This window comes from Paraburkholderia sp. A1RI-2L, assembly GCF_048957375.1.
GTDB lineage: Bacteria > Pseudomonadota > Gammaproteobacteria > Burkholderiales > Burkholderiaceae > Paraburkholderia.
On record NZ_JARBTA010000001.1, the window covers coordinates 1,383,178 to 1,405,185 of the forward strand.

The 22,008-nt window shown below is 65.7% G+C and carries 15 protein-coding genes; 4 read left to right on the plus strand and 11 right to left on the minus strand.

Features of this window, described 5'->3' with window-relative positions:
• Positions 1-8: 8 nt before the first annotated feature.
• From PWP93_RS06490 to rpsB, 6 genes are all read right to left on the minus strand, one after another.
• Positions 9-818 (minus strand): phosphatidate cytidylyltransferase, encoded by an 810-nt coding sequence (locus PWP93_RS06490; RefSeq protein ID WP_421043876.1) that lies wholly within the window; start codon positions 816-818, stop codon positions 9-11.
• A complete protein-coding gene (uppS, locus tag PWP93_RS06495; protein ID WP_421043877.1) occupies positions 812-1,594 on the minus strand; it encodes a polyprenyl diphosphate synthase in 783 nt (260 codons plus the stop codon). The genes PWP93_RS06490 and uppS overlap by 7 nt, the downstream gene beginning before the upstream one ends.
• Positions 1,595-1,667: 73 nt before the next feature.
• A complete protein-coding gene (gene frr, locus PWP93_RS06500; protein ID WP_421023848.1) occupies positions 1,668-2,228 on the minus strand; it encodes a ribosome recycling factor in 561 nt (186 codons plus the stop codon).
• A 92-nt stretch (positions 2,229-2,320) separates the two neighbouring features.
• The gene (gene pyrH, locus PWP93_RS06505) at positions 2,321-3,037 is read right to left on the minus strand and encodes a UMP kinase (protein WP_035531856.1); all 717 of its coding nucleotides are present in this window, start codon (positions 3,035-3,037) and stop codon (positions 2,321-2,323) included.
• 253 nt (positions 3,038-3,290) lie between these two features.
• Complete coding sequence (gene tsf / locus PWP93_RS06510; RefSeq protein ID WP_421023847.1) at positions 3,291-4,172, minus strand: translation elongation factor Ts; 882 nt, start codon at positions 4,170-4,172, stop codon at positions 3,291-3,293.
• Between the two features lie 210 nt (positions 4,173-4,382).
• Positions 4,383-5,138: a 30S ribosomal protein S2 gene (gene rpsB / locus PWP93_RS06515; protein WP_035531861.1), complete on the minus strand. Its 756-nt coding sequence runs from the start codon at positions 5,136-5,138 to the stop codon at positions 4,383-4,385.
• Positions 5,139-5,526: 388 nt separating this feature from the next.
• Between rpsB and map the strand changes: the two genes are divergently transcribed.
• From map to PWP93_RS06530, 3 genes are all read left to right on the plus strand, one after another.
• A complete protein-coding gene (map, locus tag PWP93_RS06520; protein ID WP_421023846.1) occupies positions 5,527-6,348 on the plus strand; it encodes a type I methionyl aminopeptidase in 822 nt (273 codons plus the stop codon).
• Between the two features lie 206 nt (positions 6,349-6,554).
• Positions 6,555-9,134 (plus strand): [protein-PII] uridylyltransferase, encoded by a 2,580-nt coding sequence (locus PWP93_RS06525; protein WP_421043878.1) that lies wholly within the window; start codon positions 6,555-6,557, stop codon positions 9,132-9,134.
• 1,049 nt (positions 9,135-10,183) lie between these two features.
• Complete coding sequence (locus PWP93_RS06530) at positions 10,184-11,137, plus strand: pseudouridine synthase (protein WP_421043879.1); 954 nt, start codon at positions 10,184-10,186, stop codon at positions 11,135-11,137.
• 91 nt (positions 11,138-11,228) lie between these two features.
• Here PWP93_RS06530 and def read toward each other — a convergent pair whose 3' ends face one another.
• The 5 genes from def to PWP93_RS06555 all read right to left on the minus strand — a co-directional run bounded on the left by def (position 11,229) and on the right by PWP93_RS06555 (position 20,218).
• On the minus strand, positions 11,229-11,762 hold the full coding sequence (gene def / locus PWP93_RS06535) for a peptide deformylase (RefSeq protein ID WP_213295933.1): 534 nt from the start codon (positions 11,760-11,762) through the stop codon (positions 11,229-11,231).
• Positions 11,759-13,819 carry an NAD-dependent DNA ligase LigA gene (gene ligA, locus PWP93_RS06540; RefSeq protein ID WP_421043880.1) on the minus strand — a complete coding sequence of 687 codons (2,061 nt, stop codon included), beginning with the start codon at positions 13,817-13,819 and terminating at the stop codon, positions 11,759-11,761. The genes def and ligA overlap by 4 nt, the downstream gene beginning before the upstream one ends.
• Before the next feature lie 193 nt (positions 13,820-14,012).
• Positions 14,013-15,341 (minus strand): cell division protein ZipA C-terminal FtsZ-binding domain-containing protein, encoded by a 1,329-nt coding sequence (locus tag PWP93_RS06545; protein ID WP_421023840.1) that lies wholly within the window; start codon positions 15,339-15,341, stop codon positions 14,013-14,015.
• Between the two features lie 82 nt (positions 15,342-15,423).
• Positions 15,424-18,942, minus strand: coding sequence for a chromosome segregation protein SMC (gene smc, locus PWP93_RS06550; RefSeq protein WP_421043881.1), 3,519 nt, complete (start codon positions 18,940-18,942; stop codon positions 15,424-15,426).
• Positions 18,943-19,144: 202 nt separating this feature from the next.
• On the minus strand, positions 19,145-20,218 hold the full coding sequence (locus tag PWP93_RS06555) for a DMT family transporter (protein ID WP_421023838.1): 1,074 nt from the start codon (positions 20,216-20,218) through the stop codon (positions 19,145-19,147).
• 540 nt (positions 20,219-20,758) lie between these two features.
• Here PWP93_RS06555 and dapC point away from each other — a divergent pair.
• Positions 20,759-21,994: a succinyldiaminopimelate transaminase gene (gene dapC, locus PWP93_RS06560; protein WP_421045022.1), complete on the plus strand. Its 1,236-nt coding sequence runs from the start codon at positions 20,759-20,761 to the stop codon at positions 21,992-21,994.
• The last annotated feature ends 14 nt before the right edge of the window (positions 21,995-22,008 follow it).

Consider the following 22,008-nt stretch of genomic DNA (forward strand, 5'->3'; position numbering starts at 1 on the left):
ATTAGTCTCTAACCGAGCAGCAGCATGGCAAGCGGCAGGACCGGCAGCAGCGCGTCGATGCGATCGAGCACGCCGCCGTGGCCTGGCAAGAGGCCGCTCGAATCTTTTACGCCCGCCTGGCGCTTCGTCATCGACTCGAACAGATCGCCGATCACGCTGAACGCGACCAGCACGGTGAGCACGAAGAGCGCCCGGCCAAGGCCGAGGCGGGTCGCCAGCGCAGAATACAGGGTCGGCTCGAACGCGTGCAGCGCGAGCGCGGCGCCCGACACGGCCATCACGGCCACCCACCCGCCCACGGCGCCTTCCCAGGTCTTGCCCGGACTGATCGCGGGCGCGAGCTTATGCTTTCCGAATGCCTTACCTGCAAAGTATGCGCCGATATCGGCAAGCCAGACGATCAGCAGCAGCGAGAGCACGAACGCCACGCCCACCGTGCGCGCCGCGACCAGCGCGTGCCAGCAGGCGCAGAAAATCACAAGCCCGGCGGCGAGCAGGAAGGCGCGCCAGACGCCGGCGCCGAGCGTCGGCTTGCGCACGAGCACGTAAGGGCCGGCGATGAGCCAGAAGATGCCGGCGGCCTGATAAAGCGGATGAGCCGACTCGAGCCGCTGGCTTGCGATGACAGCCAGCACGGCAATTGCCGCATAGACGATCGAGCCCGCTTTGCCGGCCTTGAGCAGGCGCGCCCACTCCCACGCGGCAAACAACACCACGACGCCGATCAGCACGCCAAACCAGGCAACCGGTGCGAACAGGGTGACCGGCAGGAGGATGGCCAGCAGGACGAGCGCCGTGATGACACGGGTCTTTAGCATGAAAGCGAGTCGGCGTTCTGGGATTGGTTTACGAGTTGGGCGCTCGTGCGGCCAAAGCGGCGCTCACGTTCGGCGTAGGATCCGATCGCGCGATTGAGCGCATCGGCGTTGAAGTCCGGCCAGAACGTGTCGGTGAAATAAAATTCTGCGTACGCGAGTTGCCAGAGCAAGAAATTGCTCACACGCTGCTCGCCACCGGTGCGAATGAAGAGATCGGGCTCCGGCGCGTAGTTCATGGCCAGATACTGGCCGATGGTGTCCTCGGTGACGGGCACCGGCTCGCCGGCCGCAGCGGCAGCCTCGACCAGTTTGCGGGTCGCCTGCATGATGTCCCAGCGGCCACCGTAATTCGCCGCGATGGTAAGCGTGAGCCGCGTGTTGCGCGCGGTCTTGGTTTCCGCGCGGCGAATCAGGTCCTGGATGCGCTCGTTGAACATCGACAGGTCGCCGACCACGCGCAGACGAATGCCGTTCGCATGAAGGCGCGCCACTTCGCGCTCTAGCGCGGTGACGAACAGGCGCATCAGGAACGACACTTCGTCGGTCGGACGCCGCCAGTTTTCCGAACTGAACGCGAACAGGGTGAGGTATTCGACGCCATTCTCGACGCAGGCCTCGACGACCGAACGCACGGCATCGACGCCGCGCGTATGGCCCGCGACACGCGGCAAGCGGCGTTGCGTCGCCCAACGGCCATTGCCGTCCATGATGATCGCGATGTGGCGCGGCACGGCCGCCACGTCGGGCACGCGAACGGTTGAGCTGGTATAGGTCATGGCCGTCAGACTAAAACTACGGATACGGACAAAAGGGCAGGAGAACCCTGGCGGAGCTGAGAACCTGGCGGCCTCAGACCGTCATGATCTCCGCTTCCTTGGTCTGGACGAGCTTGTCGATCTCGGCAACGAAGCGGTCCGTCAGCTTCTGGACGTCGTCGCCAGCGCGGCGCTCGTCGTCTTCAGAGATTTCCTTGTCCTTCACGAGCTTCTTGAGCGTTTCGTTGGCGTCGCGGCGCAGGTTGCGCACGGCCACCTTGGCCGTCTCGCCTTCGCTCTTGACAACCTTGGTGAGCTCCTTGCGGCGCTCTTCGGTCAGCGCGGGCATAGGCACGCGGATCAGATCGCCGTGCGTAGCCGGGTTCAGGCCGAGATCCGACTCGCGGATCGCCTTTTCGATGACCTGCACCATCTTCTTTTCCCACGGCTGCACGCCGATCGTGCGCGCGTCCACGAGCGTGAGGTTCGCGACTTGCGAGATGGGCACGGGCGAGCCGTAGTAGTCGACCTGGATGTGATCGAGCAGACCGGTATGGGCACGGCCCGTACGGATTTTCGCCAGATCGCTCTTGAACGCTTCGATCGAGCGCTGCATTTTTTGCTCAGCGCCCTTCTTGATGTCAGCCACAGCCATTTTGATACCTCCGAACCTTCATTACGGAACGGGCCCGCCAGCGCGCTCGGGGGCGGCGCGGCCCATGTTCGTTTCCCGTTTGAGACGAGAGTTTACACGTGGACGAGCGTGCCTTCGTCTTCGCCTTGAATGATGCGCTTGAGCGCGCCCGGCTTGACGATGGAAAAAACCCGGATGGGCAGCTTCTGGTCGCGGCACAGCGCAAACGCCGTCGCATCCATCACCTGCAGATTGCGGCCGATTGCCTCATCGAAGCTGATCGTCGAGTAGCGCGTGGCAGAAGGATCCTTTTTCGGGTCCGCCGAGTAGACGCCGTCGACCTTGGTGGCCTTGAGCACGACTTCCGCGCCCACTTCCGCGCCGCGCAGCGCAGCGGCGGTGTCGGTGGTGAAGAACGGGTTGCCCGTGCCCGCCGCGAAGATCACGACCTTGCCCTCTTCGAGCTGGCGAATCGCACGCGGGCGAATATACGGCTCGACCACCTGGTCCATGCGCAGCGCCGACTGCACGCGCGCCTCGATGCCTGCGTGACGCATGGCATCCTGCAGCGCGAGCGCGTTCATCATGGTGGCGAGCATGCCCATGTAGTCGGCCGTCGCGCGGTCCATGCCGGCTGCGCCGCCCGCGACGCCGCGGAAAATGTTGCCACCGCCGATCACGACCGCGAGCTGGGTGCCAAGCCGCACCACCTCGGCCACGTCCGCCACCATTCGTTCGATCGTGGCGCGGTTGATGCCGAAGGCATCGTCGCCCATCAGGGCTTCGCCGGAAAGTTTAAGCAGGACGCGTTTATAGGCGGGTGTGGGCATGGGGGTATCCAGGATCGCGCGCAAAGGGCAATAACTTGAAACTGTAGGGGTGAAATACGGCTTGGGGCAAGCGCCGCCAGAATAGCGAAGATTTGCGCCACGGGGCGCGGCGGGAGTCCACCGCGCAAGGCGCCGCTACATCGGGCGTCGCTATGCTGCCCACCGCGGCGGAAACGCTCCGCCGCGGCTTGCTACGGTACTGCTTGGTGCTTTTACTGCGGTACGGCTTGAAGCTTGAAGGCTTGCGCGGCCTTTATTGCTGCTTTGCAGCAGCGACTTGTGCGGCCACCTCGGCGGCGAAGTCGTCCTGGCGCTTCTCGATGCCTTCGCCCACCACGAAGAGGGCGAACTTCTGCACCGTCGTGCCAGCAGCCTTGAGCATCTGCTCGATCGTCTGCTTGTCGTTCTTCACGAACGGCTGGTTCAGCAGCGACACTTCCTTCAGGTACTTCTGAACCGAACCTTCGACCATCTTCGCGACGATCTCAGCCGGCTTGCCCGATTCGGCAGCCTTCTGCTCGGCGATGCTGCGCTCCTTGGCGATCAGGTCGGCCGGCACGTCGTCCGACGACAGCGAGACCGGCTTCATGGCGGCGATGTGCATCGCGACGTCCTTGCCCACTTGCTCGTCGGCGCCCGTGTACTCGACCAGCACGCCGATGCGCGTGCCGTGCAGGTACGCAGCCAGCTTGTTGGCGGTTTCGAAACGCGCGAAACGGCGGATCGAGAGGTTTTCACCGATCTTGCCGACCAGCGCGAGGCGCACTGCGTCGACCGTCGAGCCGTCCAGCGGCAGCGCCGATAGCGCAGCGACGTCAGCCGGGTTCTGCGTAGCGACGAGCTCGGCGATCTGCTTCGCGAATGCGAGGAAGTCGTCGTTCTTCGCAACGAAGTCGGTTTCACAGTTCAGTTCGACCACCGCGCCAGCGTTGGCACCGATGAACGACGAGATCACGCCTTCTGCCGTGACGCGCGAAGCTGCCTTGCTCGCCTTGTTGCCGAGCTTCACGCGCAGCAGTTCTTCAGCACGCGCGAGGTCGCCGTCGGCTTCCGTCAGCGCCTTCTTGCATTCCATCATCGGCGCGTCGGTCTTCGCGCGCAGTTCTGCCACCATGCTTGCGGTAATTGCCGCCATCATTCGCTCCTTGAATCTGTCTGGTACGCGCCAGCCGCATGATTCGATGCGGCCGGCAGGAATTCGTTTCCGTAAATACCGTGCTGAAACGCTTTTTTACAGCTGCTTCTACAGGACTACGGTGCCGCCCATATGACGCGGCTTCGAACGCCACGGCTTAAAAAAAAGGGGCCTATGGAAGCCCCCTTTTCTTGCCGGACACGGGGCGGCTTACGCCTCCGGATTGACCTCGACGAACTCGTCGTCGCCTTCGTTGCCGCGCACGGCTGCAACTACTTCGTTGACCGCGCTGGCACGGCCTTCGAGGATCGCGTCAGCCACGCCTTGCGTGTAGAGCGCGACAGCCTTGCTGGCGTCGTCGTTGCCCGGGATCACGTAGTCGATGCCTTCCGGCGAGTGGTTCGTGTCGACCACGGCGATGACGGGGATGCCCAGCTTGTTGGCTTCCGTCACGGCAATCTTGTGGTAGCCGACGTCGACCACGAAAATTGCGTCAGGAATGCCGCCCATGTCCTTCACGCCGCCGATCGACTTTTGCAGCTTGGCGATTTCGCGTTCGAACAGGAGCGCTTCCTTCTTGCTCATCTTCTCGAGCTCACCGGCTTCCACGGCCGCTTCCATGTCCTTCAGGCGCTTGATCGAAACCTTCAGCGTCTTGAAGTTGGTCAGCATGCCGCCGAGCCAGCGTGCGTTCACGAACGGCATGCCAGCGCGCGCCGCCTCGTCGGCGATCGTGTCGCGCGATTGACGCTTCGTGCCGACGAACAGAATCGTGCCACGGTTCGATGCCAGCTGACGCACGTACTTCAGTGCGTCGTTGTACATCGGCAGCGTCTTTTCGAGGTTGATGATGTGAATCTTGTTGCGATGACCGAAAATGAAGGGAGCCATCTTCGGGTTCCAGAAGCGCGTCTGGTGACCGAAGTGGACACCTGCTTCCAGCATTTGGCGCATGGTAACTGCCATGTTTCAATTCTCCGCTAGGGTTGGGTCTTAAGCCGGCTGCCGTATCGGTACGCCGCCCCGCTTACAGGGCTGACGCACCCGACACCCTGGATGCACCGGCTCGCGATTTCGCTTTGTTACTGCCTTGCTACTTAATGTTGCCGCCGTTATTTTTTGCCCGCGGCGACAGCAGGCATAATCGTGTTCCAAAGCTTCCGCAACCGAAAGATACAGGAAGCGACTTAGCCGAAGAGTATAGCACGTAAAGCTGAGCGCACTCAAGCCAGCTATTACCCTCGGAACGAATGCGCCGGCGCGCGGCGCGCTCGGCCGCCCCCCCTCAAAAGCCAGCGATCGTCCGGATAAGGTGCGATAATTTAATATTCGACTGCATTTTCGGGCGCACACCATGGCCATTTCGATCAAGAACGAACACGACATCGCGCAGATGCGCGTCGCCTGCCGGCTGGCAAGCGAGGTGCTCGACTACATAACACCGTTCGTCGTGGCGGGTGTGACGACGGGCGAGCTCGACCGGCTCTGCCACGAATACATGACCAACGTGCAAGGTACGGTTCCGGCGCCGTTGAACTATCAGCCGCCGGGCTATCCGCCCTACCCGAAGGCCATCTGCACCTCGGTGAACGACGTGATTTGTCACGGTATTCCGGGCGACAAGGCGCTGAAGAACGGCGACACGCTCAATATGGACATCACGGTGATCAAGGACGGCTATTTCGGCGACACGAGCCGCATGTTCATCGTTGGCGAGGGGTCGATTCTCGCGAAGCGCCTCGTGCAGACGACCTATGAATGCATGTGGCTCGGCATCGACCAGGTGCGCCCGGGCGGCCATCTGGGCGACATCGGCCATGCCATCCAGCGCTACGCCGAAGCGCAAGGCTACAGCGTCGTGCGCGAGTATTGCGGCCACGGCATCGGCACGGTGTTCCACGACGAGCCGCAGGTGCTCCACTATGGCCGCGCCGGCACGGGCGTCGAGCTGCTGCCGGGCATGATCTTCACCATCGAACCGATGATCAACGCCGGGCGCCGCGAGATCCGCACCATGCCGGACCAGTGGACCGTCAAGACCAAGGACCGCAGCCTCTCGGCGCAATGGGAGCACACTGTGCTCGTGACCGAGACCGGCTACGAAGTGCTGACGGTTTCGGCCGGCACGCCGGCCAAGCCTGCCATCGTTGCGCAGATGGCCGGTTCGGCCGCCTGATTGCAGGGCGCGCGCTGGGGGCGAGCGCAACAGCAGGCGGCACAATGCAGTTCTGTAAGCAGGCTTCACCCAGGCATCATTCAGGCATACCCCGGACATAAATCAGGCTTAACCCGGCATCGCCCCCCGCCCGCACGGTCCACCGCCCGGCAGTCCGCGCGTGGGCGCCGGGCATTCTCCAACCCGCGCCAACTGTACCAAAGCCCATGAGCGTTCCCGCCGTCGCCGCACCCGATACGTCGTCGCTGAAGTCCGACTACAAGGCCGCCAAGGCCCAGTTGCTCGAACGGTTCAGGAGCGCATCCAATGTCGACTCGCTGATGCGCGCGCTCGCCCGCGCCACCGACGACACCCTGCGCCGCGCATGGAGCCTGTGCGAGCTGCCGGCCTCGCTCGCGCTCGTGGCCGTGGGCGGCTTCGGGCGCGGCGAACTCGCGCCGTACTCCGACGTCGACATCCTCGTGCTGCTGCCTGACGATGAAGCGCTCGCACCGCTCGAATCCCGCCTCGAACACTTCATCGGCCTCGCGTGGGACCTCGGCCTCGAAATCGGCAGCAGTGTGCGCAGCGTCTCGCAATGCCTTGAAGAAGCCGCCGGCGACGTGACGGTGCGCACATCGCTGCTCGAAGCGCGCCGCATCACGGGCAGCCCGACGCTGTTCGGCGATTTTGTCCAGCGCTACCGCGACGCCATGGATCCGCGCGCATTCTTCCAGGCCAAGGTGCTGGAAATGCGCCAGCGTCATGGGCGCTTCCAGGACACGCCCTATGCGCTGGAGCCGAACGTCAAGGAAAGCCCCGGCGGCTTGCGCGACCTGCAACTGATCCTGTGGGTCACCGAAGCCGCAGCCTTTGGCAGCAGCTGGAAAGAACTCGATCAGCGCGGACTCATCACGGAGCGCGAAGCGCGCGAGTTGCGCCGCAACGAGGCGTTCCTGAAAACCCTGCGTGCGCGCCTGCACGTAATCGCCGGCCGCCGCCAGGACATCCTCGTGTTCGATCTGCAGACGAGCGTGGCGGAAAGCTTCGGCTACTCGGCCAGCGCGGCGCGGCGCGCGAGCGAGCAGCTCATGCGCCGCTACTACTGGGCGGCCAAGGCGGTCACGCAGCTTGCGACCATCCTCATCCAGAACATCGAGGCGCAACTCTTCCCGAGCACGAGCGGCATCACGCGTACCCTCTCGGATCATTTCGTTGAAAAACAGGGCATGATTGAAATCGTGACCGACGACGTGTTCGAGCGCGAACCGCATGCGATCCTCGAAGCCTTCCTGCTTTACGAACAGGTGCCTGGCGTGAAGGGCCTCTCGGCGCGCACCTTGCGCGCGCTGTACAACGCCCGCGAGAAGATGGATCAGCACTGGCGCCGCGACCCGGAAAACCGCCGCCTCTTCATGGCGATCATGAAGGAGCCCGCTGGCATTACGCATGCCATCCGGCTGATGAACCAGACGAGCGTGCTGGGGCGCTATCTGCTGAATTTCCGGCGCATCGTCGGGCAGATGCAGCACGACCTCTATCATGTCTACACGGTCGATCAGCACATCCTGATGGTGCTGCGCAATATCCGGCGCTTCGCCGTGGCCGAGCACGCGCACGAGTACCCGTTCTGCAGCCAGTTGATCGCCGATTTCGAGCGGCCCTGGGTGCTTTACGTGGCGGCGCTGTTCCATGACATCGCCAAGGGGCGCGGCGGCGACCATTCGCAGCTCGGCATGGCCGACGCGCGGCGATTCTGCCGCGAGCATGGCATCGCCAGCGAAGACTCCGACCTGATCGTCTGGCTCGTGCAACAGCACCTGACCATGAGCCAGGTCGCCCAGAAGCAGGACACGAGCGATCCCGAAGTGGTGAAGCGCTTTGCCGATCTGGTGGGCTCCAAGCGCCGGCTGTCGGCGCTCTATCTGCTGACGGTAGCCGATATCCGCGGCACCAGCCCGAAGGTATGGAACAACTGGAAGGGCAAGCTGCTCGAGGATCTCTACCGCTCGACGCTCGCCGTGCTCGGCGGCGCCCAGCCCGACGCGCACTCGGAGCTCAAGACGCGCCAGGAACTGGCGCTCGCGCTGCTACGCCTCGAAACCGTGCCGGAAAACGCGCATCGCGCGCTGTGGGACAAGCTCGATGTGGGCTATTTCCTGCGCCACGACGCCGCCGACATCGCGTGGCAAACGCGTGTGCTCTACCGCTACGTGGAAACGCCCTCGCCAGTCGTGCGCGCTCGGCCTTCACCCGTGGGCGAAGCGCTGCAAGTGCTGGTCTATGCGAAGGACCGGCCGGACCTGTTCGCCACCATGTGCGCCTACTTCGACCGCAGCGGCCTGTCCGTGCTCGATGCGCGCGTAAGTACGACGCGCCACGGTTACGCGCTCGACAACTTCATCGTCGCCCACCCCGAAGGCGACGTGCATTACCGCGATATTGCGAATCTGGTCGAGCAGGAACTCGCCCAGCGCCTCGCGGCGTCCGGCAATCCGCTGCCGGAGCCGTCGAAGGGACGGCTCTCGCGCCTGTCGCGCACCTTCCCGGTCACGCCGCGCGTCGACCTGCGGGCCGACGAGCGCGACCAGTACTACATCCTGTCCGTGTCGGCGAACGACCGGCTGGGCCTTCTTTATTCCATCGCGCGCGTGCTCGCCGAGCACCGCATCGGCGTCCAGGCGGCGCGGATCAATACGCTCGGCGAGCGCGTGGAGGACGTGTTTCTGCTCGACGGGTCGGGTCTGTCCGACAACCGCCAGCAGATCCGCGTCGAAACCGAACTGCTGCGCGCGATAGCAGTGTGAAAGCAACATCGAAAGACGTAGAACCATGCGAGCCAAACTGACAGCCAAACATCCGCGCCCGGCCACGCCCGAACGCGCCCCCGTGCGCCGCGGCAGCACGACCGCCCGCAAGCCGGTGCGCTCAGACGAGGCGCGGCCGGCTGAAGGACGGCCCGCACAAGCGCGCCCGTCCATGGCAAAAACCGGCGGGAAGCCCATGTCCGGGAAGCCAGCGACCGCGCGCGAGCGCGACCGTCGAACCGGCCCGCGCGCGCGCGCGCGAAGGCGGCGGCCACGGCGACGAGCGCCGCCGCCGCGACGCGGGCGACGCGCCACACAGCGCCAAACCGTGGGGCCGCGACGTGCGGCCCGCGCGCCGGACTGATGGCGATGAGCGCCCGTTCCCGCGCAATCGAGGCGAGGGCGACGAACGCCGGCCGTTCCGGGCGCGTGATGAGGGCTCCTCCGAGCGCCGTTTTGAACGTAGCGGCAATAACGAAGGACGCCGCCCGTTCCGCCCGCGCGAGGAAGGCGGTGAGCAGCGCCGTTTCGAGCGCAGCGGCAATAGCGAAGGACGTCGCCCGTCCCGCCCGCGCGAGGAAGGTGGCGAGCAGCGCCGTTTCGAGCGCAGCGATAATAACGAAGGACGCCGCCCGTTCCGCCCGCGTGAGGAAGGTGGCGCGCAGCCCCGTTTCGAGCGCAGCGGCAATAGCGAAGGACGTCGCCCGTCCCGCCCGCGCGAGGAAGGTGGCGAGCAGCGCCGTTTCGAGCGCAGCGATAATAACGAAGGACGTCGCCCGTCCCGCCCGCGCGAGGAAGGTGGCGAGCAGCGCCGTTTCGAGCGCAGCGGCAATAACGAAGGACGTCGCCCGTCCCGCCCGCGCGAGGAAGGCGCCGAACGCCGCTTCGAACGTAGCGGCAGCGACGAAGGTCGCCGCCCGTTCCGTGCACGCGAAGAAAACGATCGCCGCGCACCGGGTGCCGCACCACGCGGCGATCGCCCCGCATTTCGCCGCGACCAAGGCTCCGACGAACGCCGCCCGCGTGACGAACGAGGCTTCGCGCGCCCCGTGAAAGCCTCGTGGGACAACGCAAACGAGCGCGGCAACAGCGCCCCGCGCCCACGCAGCCGCAACGAAGGCGAATCGTTCGCGCCGCGTGAGCGCAAACCCTTGGCGAAGGGCTCCAACCGCGCGCCGCGCCGCCCACCCGCCGCGGGCGACCACACTGCTCCGCAACGCACCGCGCGCGTGGAAATCGATGGCGACAATACGCTACGCCTCTCCAAGCGCATGTCGGAGCTGGGCCTGTGCTCACGCCGCGAAGCCGACGAATGGATCGAAAAGGGCTGGGTCTATGTGGACGGCGAAGTCGTCGACACGCTAGGCGCCAAGGTCACGCCGCAACAGCGCATCGAAGTCGACCCGGCCGCGCTCGCCGCACAGGCACGTCAGGTGACGATCCTGCTGCACAAGCCGGTGGGCTACGTCTCGGGCCAGGCCGAGGACGGCTATGAGCCGGCGGCCACGCTCGTGACGGCCGAGAATCATTGGGACGGCGATCACTCGGGCATCCGCTTTTCGGCAAAACACCTGCGGACGCTCGCGCCGGCGGGCCGCCTCGACATCGACTCGACCGGCCTGCTCGTGCTGACCCAGGACGGCCGCGTGGCAAAGCAATTGATCGGCGAGAGCTCCGACATCGACAAGGAATACCTCGTGCGCGTGACCTATGGCGACATCGAGATGGAAGTCGACCAGCACTTCCCGCCCGAGTTGCTGGCGAAGCTGCGCCACGGCCTCTCGCTCGACGACGTGCCGCTCAAGCCCGCCATGGTGAGCTGGCAAAACGGCGAGCAATTGCGCTTCGTGCTGCGCGAAGGCAAGAAGCGCCAGATCCGCCGCATGTGCGAACTCGTTGGACTGAAGGTGGTGGGCCTCAAGCGCGTGCGCATGGGCCGCGTGCTGCTAGGTGCACTGCCGCAGGGGCAGTGGCGCTATCTGTCGGCGGACGAGGCGTTCTGAGCACCGCAAGTTGATGCCAGTCGCAGCAAATAAAACGGGAGCCGCGGCTCCCGTTTTTTTCATGCGCACCCGCTTGTTCGCACACCCGACCTTAATCGTCGCTCTTCGGGTCGAGATCGGGGAACAGGATGTCGGTGAAACCGAACTTCGAGAAGTCGGTGATCCGCATGGGGTACAGCTTGCCGATCAGATGATCGCATTCGTGCTGGACCACGCGCGCGTGAAAGCCTTCCGCCACGCGCTCGATGGAGTTGCCGTACTGGTCGAAGCCGTTGTAGCGGATCATCGAATAGCGGCTCACCGCACCGCGCAGGCCGGGCACCGAAAGGCAGCCCTCCCAGCCCTCTTCCATGTCGTGCGACAGCGGATGGATGACCGGGTTGATCAACACGGTTTGCGGCACCGGCGGCGCTTCCGGATAGCGCTCGTTGTCTTCGAAGCCGAAGATCACGACCTGCAGATCGACGCCGATCTGCGGCGCGGCGAGCCCTGCCCCGTTAGCCGCATGCATCGTGTCGAACATGTCGGCAATCAGCTCGTGCAATTCGGGCGTGTCGAAATGGTCGACCGGTCTGGCGATGCCGAGCAGGCGCGGATCACCCATTCTGAGAATTTCGCGAATCATGTCGTGTGCCCCTCCAGGAGCTTGTGCAACCCTTCTTCGTCGAGCACCGGCACGCCGAGTTCCTCGGCTTTCGCAAGCTTGCTGCCTGCTTCGGCGCCCGCCACCACGTAATCGGTCTTCTTCGACACCGAGCCAGCCACCTTCGCGCCGGCCGCTTCCAGCATTTCTTTCGCTTCATCGCGCGTGAGCGTGGGCAGCGTGCCGGTGAGCACCACCGTCTTGCCCGCCAGCACCCCCACGGGCGCTTTCGGCGCGGGAGGACCGTCCGCCCATCTGACCTTGCCCGGTGCGCGCAGTTGCTCGATTACGGTGCGGTTATGTTCTTCCGCAAAGAACCGATGAATCGACTCGGCCACGATCGGCCCGACATCGTTCACTTCGAGCAGTTGCTCGATGGACGCGTCCATGATCGGGTCGAGCGAGCCGAAATGCTTGGCCAGATCCTTCGCCGTGGATTCACCCACGTGGCGAATCCCGAGCGCGTAAATGAAGCGCGCCAGCGTGGTGGACTTGGCCTTCTCGAGCGAATCCAGCAGATTCTGTGCCGACTTGTCCGCCATGCGGTCGAGCTCGGCCAGCGTGGAGAAGCCGAGATTGAACAGGTCGGCCGGCGTGCGCACGAGATTCTGCTCGACAAGCTGGTCGATGATCTTTTCCCCGAGACCGTCGATATCGAGCGCGCGGCGCTGCGCGAAATGCCATAGCGCCTGCTTGCGCTGCGCCGGACAAAAGAGGCCGCCAGTGCAGCGGGCGATCGCTTCGTCGGGCAGACGTTCGATGCTCGAACCGCACACCGGGCATTCGGTGGGCATCACGAACTCGCGCGCGTCCGCAGGACGCCGCTCGGCGAGCGCGCTCACCACCTCGGGAATCACATCGCCCGCGCGGCGCACGATCACCGTGTCGCCGATGCGGATGTCCTTGCGACGCACTTCGTCTTCGTTGTGCAGCGTGGCGTTGGTGACGGTCGCGCCGCCCACGAACACGGGTTCGAGGCGCGCGACCGGCGTGATGGCGCCCGTGCGGCCCACTTGCACGTCGATGGCGACAACCTTCGTGAGCGCCTCCTGCGCCGGGAATTTGTGGGCGAGCGCAAAACGCGGCGCGCGCGAGACGAAGCCGAGCGTATCCTGCTCGTCGCGCCGGTTGACCTTGTAAACCACGCCGTCGATGTCGTAGGGAAGCGACTCACGCTTCTCGCCCACGGCGCGGAAAAATTCCAGCAGCCCCTGCGCGCCTTTCACGACCGCGCGCTCGCTATTCACGGGCAGGCCCATTTCGGCGTACCAGTCGAGCAGTTCGCTGTGCGTGGCGGGCATGGGCTCGCCTTCGAGCACGCCAATGCCATAGGCGAAAAACGACAGAGGCCGCTGCGCGGTGATCTTCGAATCGAGCTGGCGCAGGCTGCCTGCCGCGGCATTGCGCGGGTTCGCGAACTCCTTGTGGCCCGCTTCGCGCTGACGCTCGTTCATGCGGTCGAAGTCGCGGCGGAACATCAGCACCTCGCCGCGCACGTCGAGCACTTTCGGCACGCGCCGGCCTTTGAGCCGCAGCGGCAGCGAGCGGATCGTGCGCACGTTTTCGGTGACGTTCTCGCCCGTCGTGCCGTCGCCGCGCGTGGAAGCCTGCACGAACATACCGTCCACGTAGCGCAGCGAAATCGCCAGCCCGTCGAACTTGAGCTCGCACGCGTACTCGACCGGGTCGCCTTCGCCCTTGCCGAGTGTATCGGACACCCGCTTGTCGAAGGCGACGATGTCTTCGTCGGCAAAGCCATTGTTGAGCGAGAGCATCGGCACGTCGTGCACCACTTGCTCGAAGCCCGCTGCCGCCTCGCCGCCCACGCGCTGCGTGGGCGAATCGGGCGAGACGAGTTCCGGATGCCCGGACTCGATCTGCTGGAGCTCGCGGAACAGCTTGTCGTATTCCGCGTCGGGCAGCTCCGGCTGGTCGAGCACGTAGTACGCGTGGTTGGCGCGCTCGAGTTCGGCGCGCAACCACGACGCGCGCTGGGCCGCAGTGGACTCTTCGGAAGGACGGGCGGGAGAACGGACCATGCTTGGGGCGGTTTCTTCTGAGTGATCTGGATTGTCAGATTATCTCAGGAAGCCACCGCCGTGGCATCGGCCGAGCGGCCAGCTTCGTGCGTCGCCGAACGGCCCGCGTTTGCAAGCTCGCGTTTGCGCCACGCACAAAAAAGCGCGGCGCCGTGATGGCGCCGCGCTTCTCGCAATGGCAAAGCCTCAGCCCTTACTGGCTGAAGAGCCGCCGCGTGGCCGGCGAACCCGCCGGAATGCCGGCCTGCTCGAGCTTTGCGTAGAGCGTCATGAGCTGCTTGTCGATGGACTGCAGCACGGACTCCGGCAGCGGCCGGCGTTGATCGTCCACCACGCGGCCGCCGATGCGTTCCGCGAGCGAGCGAGCGTAATCGCACATCAGGCGGAACGGCAGGATGTCTTCGTCGGCCACCGGCACGTCGAGAACCAGGGTAATCATCTGGCCGCCCTTGTAGGTGAGATCGTCGCGCAGGAAGTTGGTGTCGCCGAATTGCAGCATGAACACCGGGCTCTGCTTCGAATCGAGCTTCACGAAACGCGTGCCATCGCGCGAAAGCAGCAAGCCGTCCTGGGCGGCCACCGCCTGCACGTAGTTCGCCGACCACGGCGCGCCGTCCGAGAGCACATTGATCGACAGCTGGGCATCGCACTGCGCCGCGAAGCCGTCGAGCTCACGGGCCATCGCAACAGTTTCGGTCATATCGGGGAATTCGGGCAGGCCATCGAGCGCATCCGCGAACTGCTGGACGCCCGCGACGAACTCGGAGAACTCCAGTTCGTTGAGCGGACCGTTGCGATTCGCCAGCTGCGCGGCCGCGCGCAATTCCTCGTAGCGCACGCCGTTTTGCAGCAGTTCCCAACCGTCGCCGCCTTCGGGCTTGCCTTCGATATGCACCGGCTTGCTGCCCGCGCGACGCAAACGCTGCGCAAGCGGAATCACGCGCTCGCCGGGCTGCGGCCCGCCGAGCCGGATCGGCACGATGCAGTCGATGCGCCGATCCACGATGGCGGGCGGCGCCGACGATATCGTCGTAGCGGCCGGCAGCACCGGCTCGACGCGATCGTCTTCCGCGCGCTTTTCGCCCTGCTTTTCATCATGCTTTTCGTCGCGCTTCTCATCCTTCGCGACATCAGCCGCGGGCTCGCCGTGCTCTGTTGAGGACGCAAGCGACTCGTCGGCCTCCTCAGCCTCGTCGCTCGAAAAGCCATTCGACGAAGTTCTCTCCGCCTGGATGTCCACCGGCGTATCCGCGGGCGCCACCGCGCCGAAGCCCGGCTCCATGCGCTCCTCGGCGGCGCTGCCGCCCGCGAGCGACGGCTCGCGTTTGGCCGGCGCGCGGGCTGGCTCGATGAACGGGCTCTGCTCGTTCAGGTCGTCGCGCAACGGCGCCTCGACCGCTTCCTCGGGCATCGGGCGCGGCATGCGCCGGCGCACTTTGGCGTTCTGCCACGCGTTGTACACCACTACGCCCCCGACGACCACGGCACCCGCGCCGATCAACCCGAGAGTCAACTGATCCATGCATGCTCCATCTGCAATTCTTTTCCGGCGGCGCGCCTGGTCCCTTCATCCTTCCTGAACACGCACGCCGCGTGCGTGGCCATCAGGCCGTATTCTGTGCGAAACCCGCCGCCGTTTCCATGTCGACCGCAACGATGCGCGAAACACCCTGCTCCTGCATCGTCACGCCAATCAATTGCTGCGCCATCTCCATCGCGATCTTGTTGTGCGAGATGAACAGGAACTGCGTCTTGTCCGACATCGCGCGCACCAGATTGGCGAAGCGTTCCGTGTTGGCGTCGTCGAGCGGCGCGTCCACTTCGTCGAGCAGACAGAACGGCGCCGGGTTCAACTGGAACATCGCGAACACGAGCGCCGTGGCGGTGAGGGCCTTCTCGCCGCCCGAGAGCAGGTGGATCGTCGAGTTCTTCTTGCCGGGCGGCTGCGCCATCACCTGCACGCCGGCGTCGAGAATCTCGTCGCCGGTCATGATGAGCTTCGCCTGGCCGCCGCCGAAGAGGCGCGGGAACAAGTCGCCGAAATGCCGGTTCACCTCGTCGAAGGTGCCTTGCAGCAGCGTGCGCGTTTCCTGGTCGATCTTGCGGATCGCGTCTTCGAGCGTTTCGATCGCGCTCGTGAGGTCGGCGGACTGCGCGTCGAGGAAGACCTTGCGCTCCTTCGCGGCGGCCAGTTCGTCTAGCGCGGCCATGTTGACCGGCCCCAGCGCCGTGATCGCGTTATTGATGCGCGTAACTTCGCCTTGCAGATACGAAGGTTTGAGGTCGGGCGAAAGCTTCTCCTGCAGCGCGGTTTCGTCCACGCCCGCAGCCTGCAGTTGCTCGACGAACTGCTCGCCGTTCAGTCGCGCGGCCTGCTCCTTCAACTGCAATTCGGTGATGCGGTCGCGCAGCGGTTGCAGTGCGCGCTCGGCGGTAAGACGCATCTCGTCGGCCGCGCGCAGCTTCGCGCTCAGGTCGTCGAGCTCGGCGCGCGCGGCGCGCAGCGCCTCTTCCTTCTCCGCACGGATTTCCAGCGCGTCCTGCAACCCCGTGTGCGCGGTCTGCTCGTTGATCGTTTCCAGCTCGGCGCGCGCGTCTTCGAGCGAGGCGGCCACGCGCTCGCTCTGATCGTGCGCGACCTGGATGTTGCGCTTGAGCTCTTCGATGCGGTTGGCCATGTTGCGCGCCGCGAAACGTGCATCGCCCGCCGCGCGCTCGAGATCGCGCGCCTCGTTGCGGGCGCTGCCCAATTCCTCGTCGAGCGCCTCGAACGCCAGTTGATTGTCTTCGAAGCGAGCCTGCAATTCGGCGAGCTCGACGTCGTGGCGCTCGAAGTTCGCCTCCGACTCCGCGCGCAGCGCACGCTGCTCTTCGATCTGTGCGCGGATCTCTTCGAGTTCCTCGCGAATCTGCGTGCTGCGCGCCGTGTAGCGCTCGTGCGCCTGAGTGAGCTTGAGCACGTCCATCTGCAGCGCGTGCACCCGCTGCGTCGCGCGTTCGGCCTGCTGGCGCACTTCGGTGAGCGCCTGGGCCGCCTGGGTGTGCGCGGCCTCGGCGCGCACGGCGACGGCACGTGCGTCGTCGGCGAGCAGCGCCTGGGCGCGCACCTGACGCGTGAGGTTTTCGATTTCCTGCTGGCGCGCCAGCATGCCCGCCTGCTCCGAGTCGGCGGCATAGAGCTGCACGCCCACGCGCGTCACCACATGGCCGGCCTTCACCACGAACGCGCCGCCTTCGGGCAACTGCGCGCGCTTCGCGAGCGCTTCGGCCAGATCGGCGGCCACGAACGTCGTGCCGAGCCATTCGTTGAGCACCGCGCGCAGGCCCGCGTCGTCGATGCGCACGAGAGAAAGCAGCGGCGTGAGGCCCGCAGGCGCGGCCAGCGCCGGGCCAGCGGGCGGCGGCGCGTAGAACGCGAGCTTGGCCGGCGGCGCGTCGGTCGCGAATGCCTTCACCCAGTCGAGGTTCGACACTTCGAGCGCGGCCAGGCGCTCGCGCAGCACGGCCTCGAGCCCGGTCTCCCAGCCGGCTTCGACATGGAGCTTCTTCCACAAACGCGGCAGCGCGCCCAATTCATGGCGCTCGAGCCACGGCTGGATCTTGCCTTCGGTCTGCACGTTCTCCTGAAGCTGCTTGAGCGCCGCGAGGCGCGCTTCGAGCTGATGGATCTGCGCGCCTTCGGCCTGCACGCGCTCGTGCGCGGCGCGGCGCTCGGCGTCGAGGCGTGGCACGGTTTCCTGCGCATCGGCAAGGCGCTGCTGCGCCTCGTGCAGGATCTCTTCCTGCTCGGCCAGTTGCATGCGCAACTCTTCGAGCTGTGCTTCGTCGGGTGCGTCGAGCCCGCCTTCCTCCGACTTCAGGCGCTCGTGGCGCTGCTGAAGCTGCTGGAGCATCTGATCGGCGTTGCGCTGATGCGCGGCTTCGAGCTTGATCGCCTGCTCGGTGCGCGCGATGCCCGCGCGCTCGTCGTTCAGTTGGGACTGAGCGTCGCGCCAGCGGTTTTCGAGCGCGGGCAGCGCTTCCTGCTTCGCCGCCGCCTGTTCTTCGGCGATGGCTGCCTTCTCCTCGCCCATCGCGAGCTGCTCTTCGGCATCGGCGATGTCGTCCTGGGCCTTCTGCGCCTGCACCTGCCATTGCTCGCGCTGGGCGGTGAGCGCCGCGATCTGCGCCTGCACCCGATTGCGCGATTCGACGATGAACTTGATTTCCGCTTCGAGGCGGCTCACTTCGGCGTTCGCTTCATAGAGCGAGCCTTGCGCGCCCTGCATCGCATCGCTGGCCGAATAGTGCGCGACGCGCAGCGTTTCGAGCTGCGCTTCGACTTCGCGCAGCTGCGCGGTGTGCCGCTCCAGGTCAATCTGCGCCTGCTCGATCGCGCGCTGCTGGCGCTGCTGCTCGCCGGCCGCTTCGTTCTTGCGCAAGAGCCATAGCAAGCGCTGCTTTTCTTCGCCTTCGGCTTGCAGCTCGCGGAACCTGGTCGCCACCACGGCCTGCCCTTCGAGCTTCTCCAGGTTGGTGGAGAGCTCGCGCACGATGTCCTCCACGCGCGTGAGGTTCTCGCGCGTGTCGTGCAGACGGTTTTCCGTCTCGCGGCGGCGCTCCTTGTACTTCGAGACACCCGCGGCCTCTTCGAGGAACACGCGCAGTTCTTCGGGCTTCGCCTCGATGATGCGCGCGATCATGCCCTGCCCGATGATCGCGTACGCACGCGGCCCAAGGCCGGTGCCGAGGAAGATGTCCTGGATGTCGCGCCGGCGCGCCGGCAGATTGTTGATGTAGTAGCTCGAGGTGCCATCGCGCGTGAGCACGCGCTTGACGGCGATCTCGGCATACTGGCCCCACTGGCCCGCGGCGCGCCCGTCGGCGTTGTCGAACACGAGTTCGACGCTCGCGCGGCTGCCGGGCTTGCGCGCGGTGGAACCGTTGAAAATGACGTCCTGCATCGACTCGCCGCGCAGTTCCGAGGCGCGCGATTCGCCGAGCACCCAGCGCACGGCGTCGATGATGTTCGATTTGCCACAGCCATTGGGCCCGACCACCCCGACGAGTTGGCCCGGGACCTGGAAATGCGTGGGATCGACGAAGGATTTGAAGCCAGCGAGTTTAATCGAGGTCAGACGCACGGCGATATCGCTGTTTGAATAGGGAAGTGAACGGGACCGCCCGCGCCGCAAGCCATGCGCCGCACGCGCATGGGTCACGCATCGATTGCTGCGGGCACTTCAGGCACAACACCAGCACTTCGGGCACTACATCTCGGGCAGCTGCCACGGCTCGCCGCGCGAAGCACTGTGTGCGCGCCCGCCCGGCGAGGATCAGCGGCAATCATACCATCGTGCGCGCGCCTTTCTGCCCGCTGCGCGGCGAAGCTCCGGGGTCGCCGGCGTCATGGGTCCCGCCGTCGGCATCGTCGCCTTCGCCGCTTTCGTCGATCGGGCACGCTTGCGCGTGGGCAATCACGCTGGCATCGGCGCTCGCGTGCTGCTCGTGCCTCCCGCCCGCTTTGGCGTCCTGCGCGCGGTGCACCCAGCTCGATAGCAGCGTGGCCAGCACGATGCATGCGCCGCCCGCGCACTCGCGCGGCCCTGGCGTTTCACCCGCGAGCAGCCACGACGAAAGCGCGGTCACCACGAGTTCGAACAGCATGATGATCGACGCGCGGTTCGCAGGCACGCGCGCGAGGCCGTACTGCACCAGCATGTTGTTCGAGCTCAGCAGCAGCCCGAGCACGACCACCAGCAGCACGATGCGCGCCAGCGGCTCGCCGCCGTGCAGCACCGGCGTCGGCTCGAAGCGCGACGCCACGACGCCGCAGATCGCCGCCCCGGCAAAGATCACGGCAGTGCGCATCTCCGGCTTCATCTGCGGCAGCACGCGGCTCGTCTTCACCACGAGCACATTGCTCATCGCGAAGCCCATGCCGCCCGCGAGCCCCGCCCATTCGGCCGCGTTGGCCGGCAACGGCACGCCGAGCTTCGGCGACCACAGCATGAGCGCCGCGCCCAGCAGCGACAGCGCGGAAAGCGCCGCGCCAGCCCCCGTGAGGCGCTCGTTCAGGATGAAATGCGCGTAGATCGCCGTCCATGCCGGCGTGAGGTAGAACAGCAGGAGCACACGCATCACTTCGCCGTGGATCGCGCCCCACACGAAGCCCATATTGGCCACGCCCGCAGCCAGCCCAAGCATCGGCAGCACCCAGTGCCAGCGCACCGTGGCGATCGAGCGATGGCGCAACAACAGCACGAAGAGGCACCCCGCTGCACTAGTGGCCGCTCCGGCGGCCGTGCCGGTCAGCCCGAGGCTAGCGAGCGTGCGCAGCGGATACCAGATCACGCCCCACACCGAGGCGCCGATCATGATGGCGAGCGTCGGCCAGCCGGACTTCAGGCTCGTGTTCATCGCCCGGCTCTCTCACACCGCGCCCGCGCGAAGACAGCGCGCAACGGCTGCTTTTCGGACTGCATACTCCTCCTTTGTTGCTTCTCGTTTGTTACTGACTGTCCTGCCGGTTTGTCTTGCCCGATGCCGTATGTGCGGTATGCGCGTTGCGCCATGCCCGGGCAAGCTTCGTCGCCGAAGCGCGCCCACCGGGCCTTCCGGGTGCATTTCTGGATCATGGTCCGGGCCACATGCCTTGCCTGCGCACACGCCGGAGCGCCCGCAGGCCGTGCATCGCCACGTTATAATCGACGCTTTTCCAGCCGCAGCAGCCTTCATCCCCGACGCGCGACAAGCTCCGTGCCGCCGCGATCCACGCCATCCATGCCGGATCGCGCCGCCAGGCACGGCAGAAACCGGCCCTATCATGGCCACGACATCGCCGCGCCGGGTTACATCGGATCACATCGTCGCCGAAGCCGGGCCGCCGCTGCCGGCCGATATGCCGACCATTGCATCGCGCGCTGTCCAACCGTGTTTCGCCTTTCGCCCGCCAAGCCCGTGAATCCGCTACTCGACACTCTCCAGCCCTATCCCTTCGAAAAGCTGCGTGCGCTCTTCAAGGACGTCGCGCCGAATGCCGGCCTGCGCCATATCAGCTTCGGGATCGGCGAGCCGAAACATCCGACGCCCGCGCTGATCCGCGACGCCATCGTCGCTTCGCTCGACGGCCTGTCGGCCTACCCGGCCACGGCCGGCAGCCCCGCGCTGCGCGAGGCGATCGCGAAATGGGTGACCGAGCGCTACAGCCTGCCCGCCATCGACGCGAACACGCAAGTGCTGCCCGTGTGCGGCTCGCGCGAGGCGCTCTTTGCGCTCGCCCAGGCCGTAGTGAACCCGACGGCGAATCCCTCGGCGGGAGCAAAAGATCCGGCAAAGCGGCCGATCGTACTCTGTCCGAATCCGTTCTACCAGATCTACGAAGGCGCTGCGCTGCTCGCGGGCGCCGAGCCGTACTTCGTGAACAGCGATCCCAGCCGCAACTTCGCCTGCGATTATTCGCAGGTCCCCGAAGAGGTCTGGGCGCGCACGCAGTTGCTCTATGTCTGCTCGCCGGGCAATCCGACGGGCGCCGTGCTCACCCTCGAGGACTGGCGCGAGCTGTTCGCGCTCTCCGAGCGCTACGGCTTCGTGATCGCCTCCGACGAGTGCTACTCGGAAATCTACTTCGACGAAACACATCCGCCGCTCGGCGGCCTGGAAGCGGCGCACCAGCTCGGCCGCGGCTTCGAGCGTCTGATCATGCTCTCGAGCCTCTCAAAGCGCTCGAACGCGCCCGGCATGCGCTCGGGCTTCGTCGCGGGCGACGCGGCACTGCTCAAGCAGTTTCTCCTTTACCGCACGTACCACGGCTCGGCGCTGTCGCCGGTCTGGCAGTCCGCCAGCATCGCGGCCTGGGGCGACGAGGCGCACGTGCGCGAGAACCGCGCGAAGTACCTGCAGAAGTTTTCGACCGTGACGCCGATGCTCGCCGACGTGCTCGACGTGAAACTGCCCGACGCCGCGTTCTATCTGTGGGCCAACGTCGCGCGCACTGGCCTTACGGATACCGCGTTCGCCCAGCGCCTCTACGCCGACTATAATGTGACGGTTCTGCCCGGCTCGTACCTCGCTCGCGAAGCGCATGGCGCGAATCCCGGCAAAGACTTCGTCCGCATGGCGCTCGTCGCCGACGTCGAGGAGTGCATCGAGGGCGCGCAGCGCATCGTCGAGTTCTGCCGCTCGCTCAAGCAGTAACAGTAAAGCCATCT

Coding starts and splice junctions, on each gene's coding strand:
- PWP93_RS06525 (WP_421043878.1), top strand. CDS start 6,555: ATGAGCGTTCCCGCCGTCGCCGCACCCGATACGTCGTCGCTGAAGTCC.
- pyrH (WP_035531856.1), bottom strand. CDS start 3,037: ATGCCCACACCCGCCTATAAACGCGTCCTGCTTAAACTTTCCGGCGAA.
- def (WP_213295933.1), bottom strand. CDS start 11,762: ATGATTCGCGAAATTCTCAGAATGGGTGATCCGCGCCTGCTCGGCATC.
- PWP93_RS06490 (WP_421043876.1), bottom strand. CDS start 818: ATGCTAAAGACCCGTGTCATCACGGCGCTCGTCCTGCTGGCCATCCTC.
- uppS (WP_421043877.1), bottom strand. CDS start 1,594: ATGACCTATACCAGCTCAACCGTTCGCGTGCCCGACGTGGCGGCCGTG.
- PWP93_RS06545 (WP_421023840.1), bottom strand. CDS start 15,341: ATGGATCAGTTGACTCTCGGGTTGATCGGCGCGGGTGCCGTGGTCGTC.
- map (WP_421023846.1), top strand. CDS start 5,527: ATGGCCATTTCGATCAAGAACGAACACGACATCGCGCAGATGCGCGTC.
- PWP93_RS06555 (WP_421023838.1), bottom strand. CDS start 20,218: ATGAACACGAGCCTGAAGTCCGGCTGGCCGACGCTCGCCATCATGATC.
- ligA (WP_421043880.1), bottom strand. CDS start 13,819: ATGGTCCGTTCTCCCGCCCGTCCTTCCGAAGAGTCCACTGCGGCCCAG.
- tsf (WP_421023847.1), bottom strand. CDS start 4,172: ATGGCGGCAATTACCGCAAGCATGGTGGCAGAACTGCGCGCGAAGACC.
- rpsB (WP_035531861.1), bottom strand. CDS start 5,138: ATGGCAGTTACCATGCGCCAAATGCTGGAAGCAGGTGTCCACTTCGGT.
- frr (WP_421023848.1), bottom strand. CDS start 2,228: ATGGCTGTGGCTGACATCAAGAAGGGCGCTGAGCAAAAAATGCAGCGC.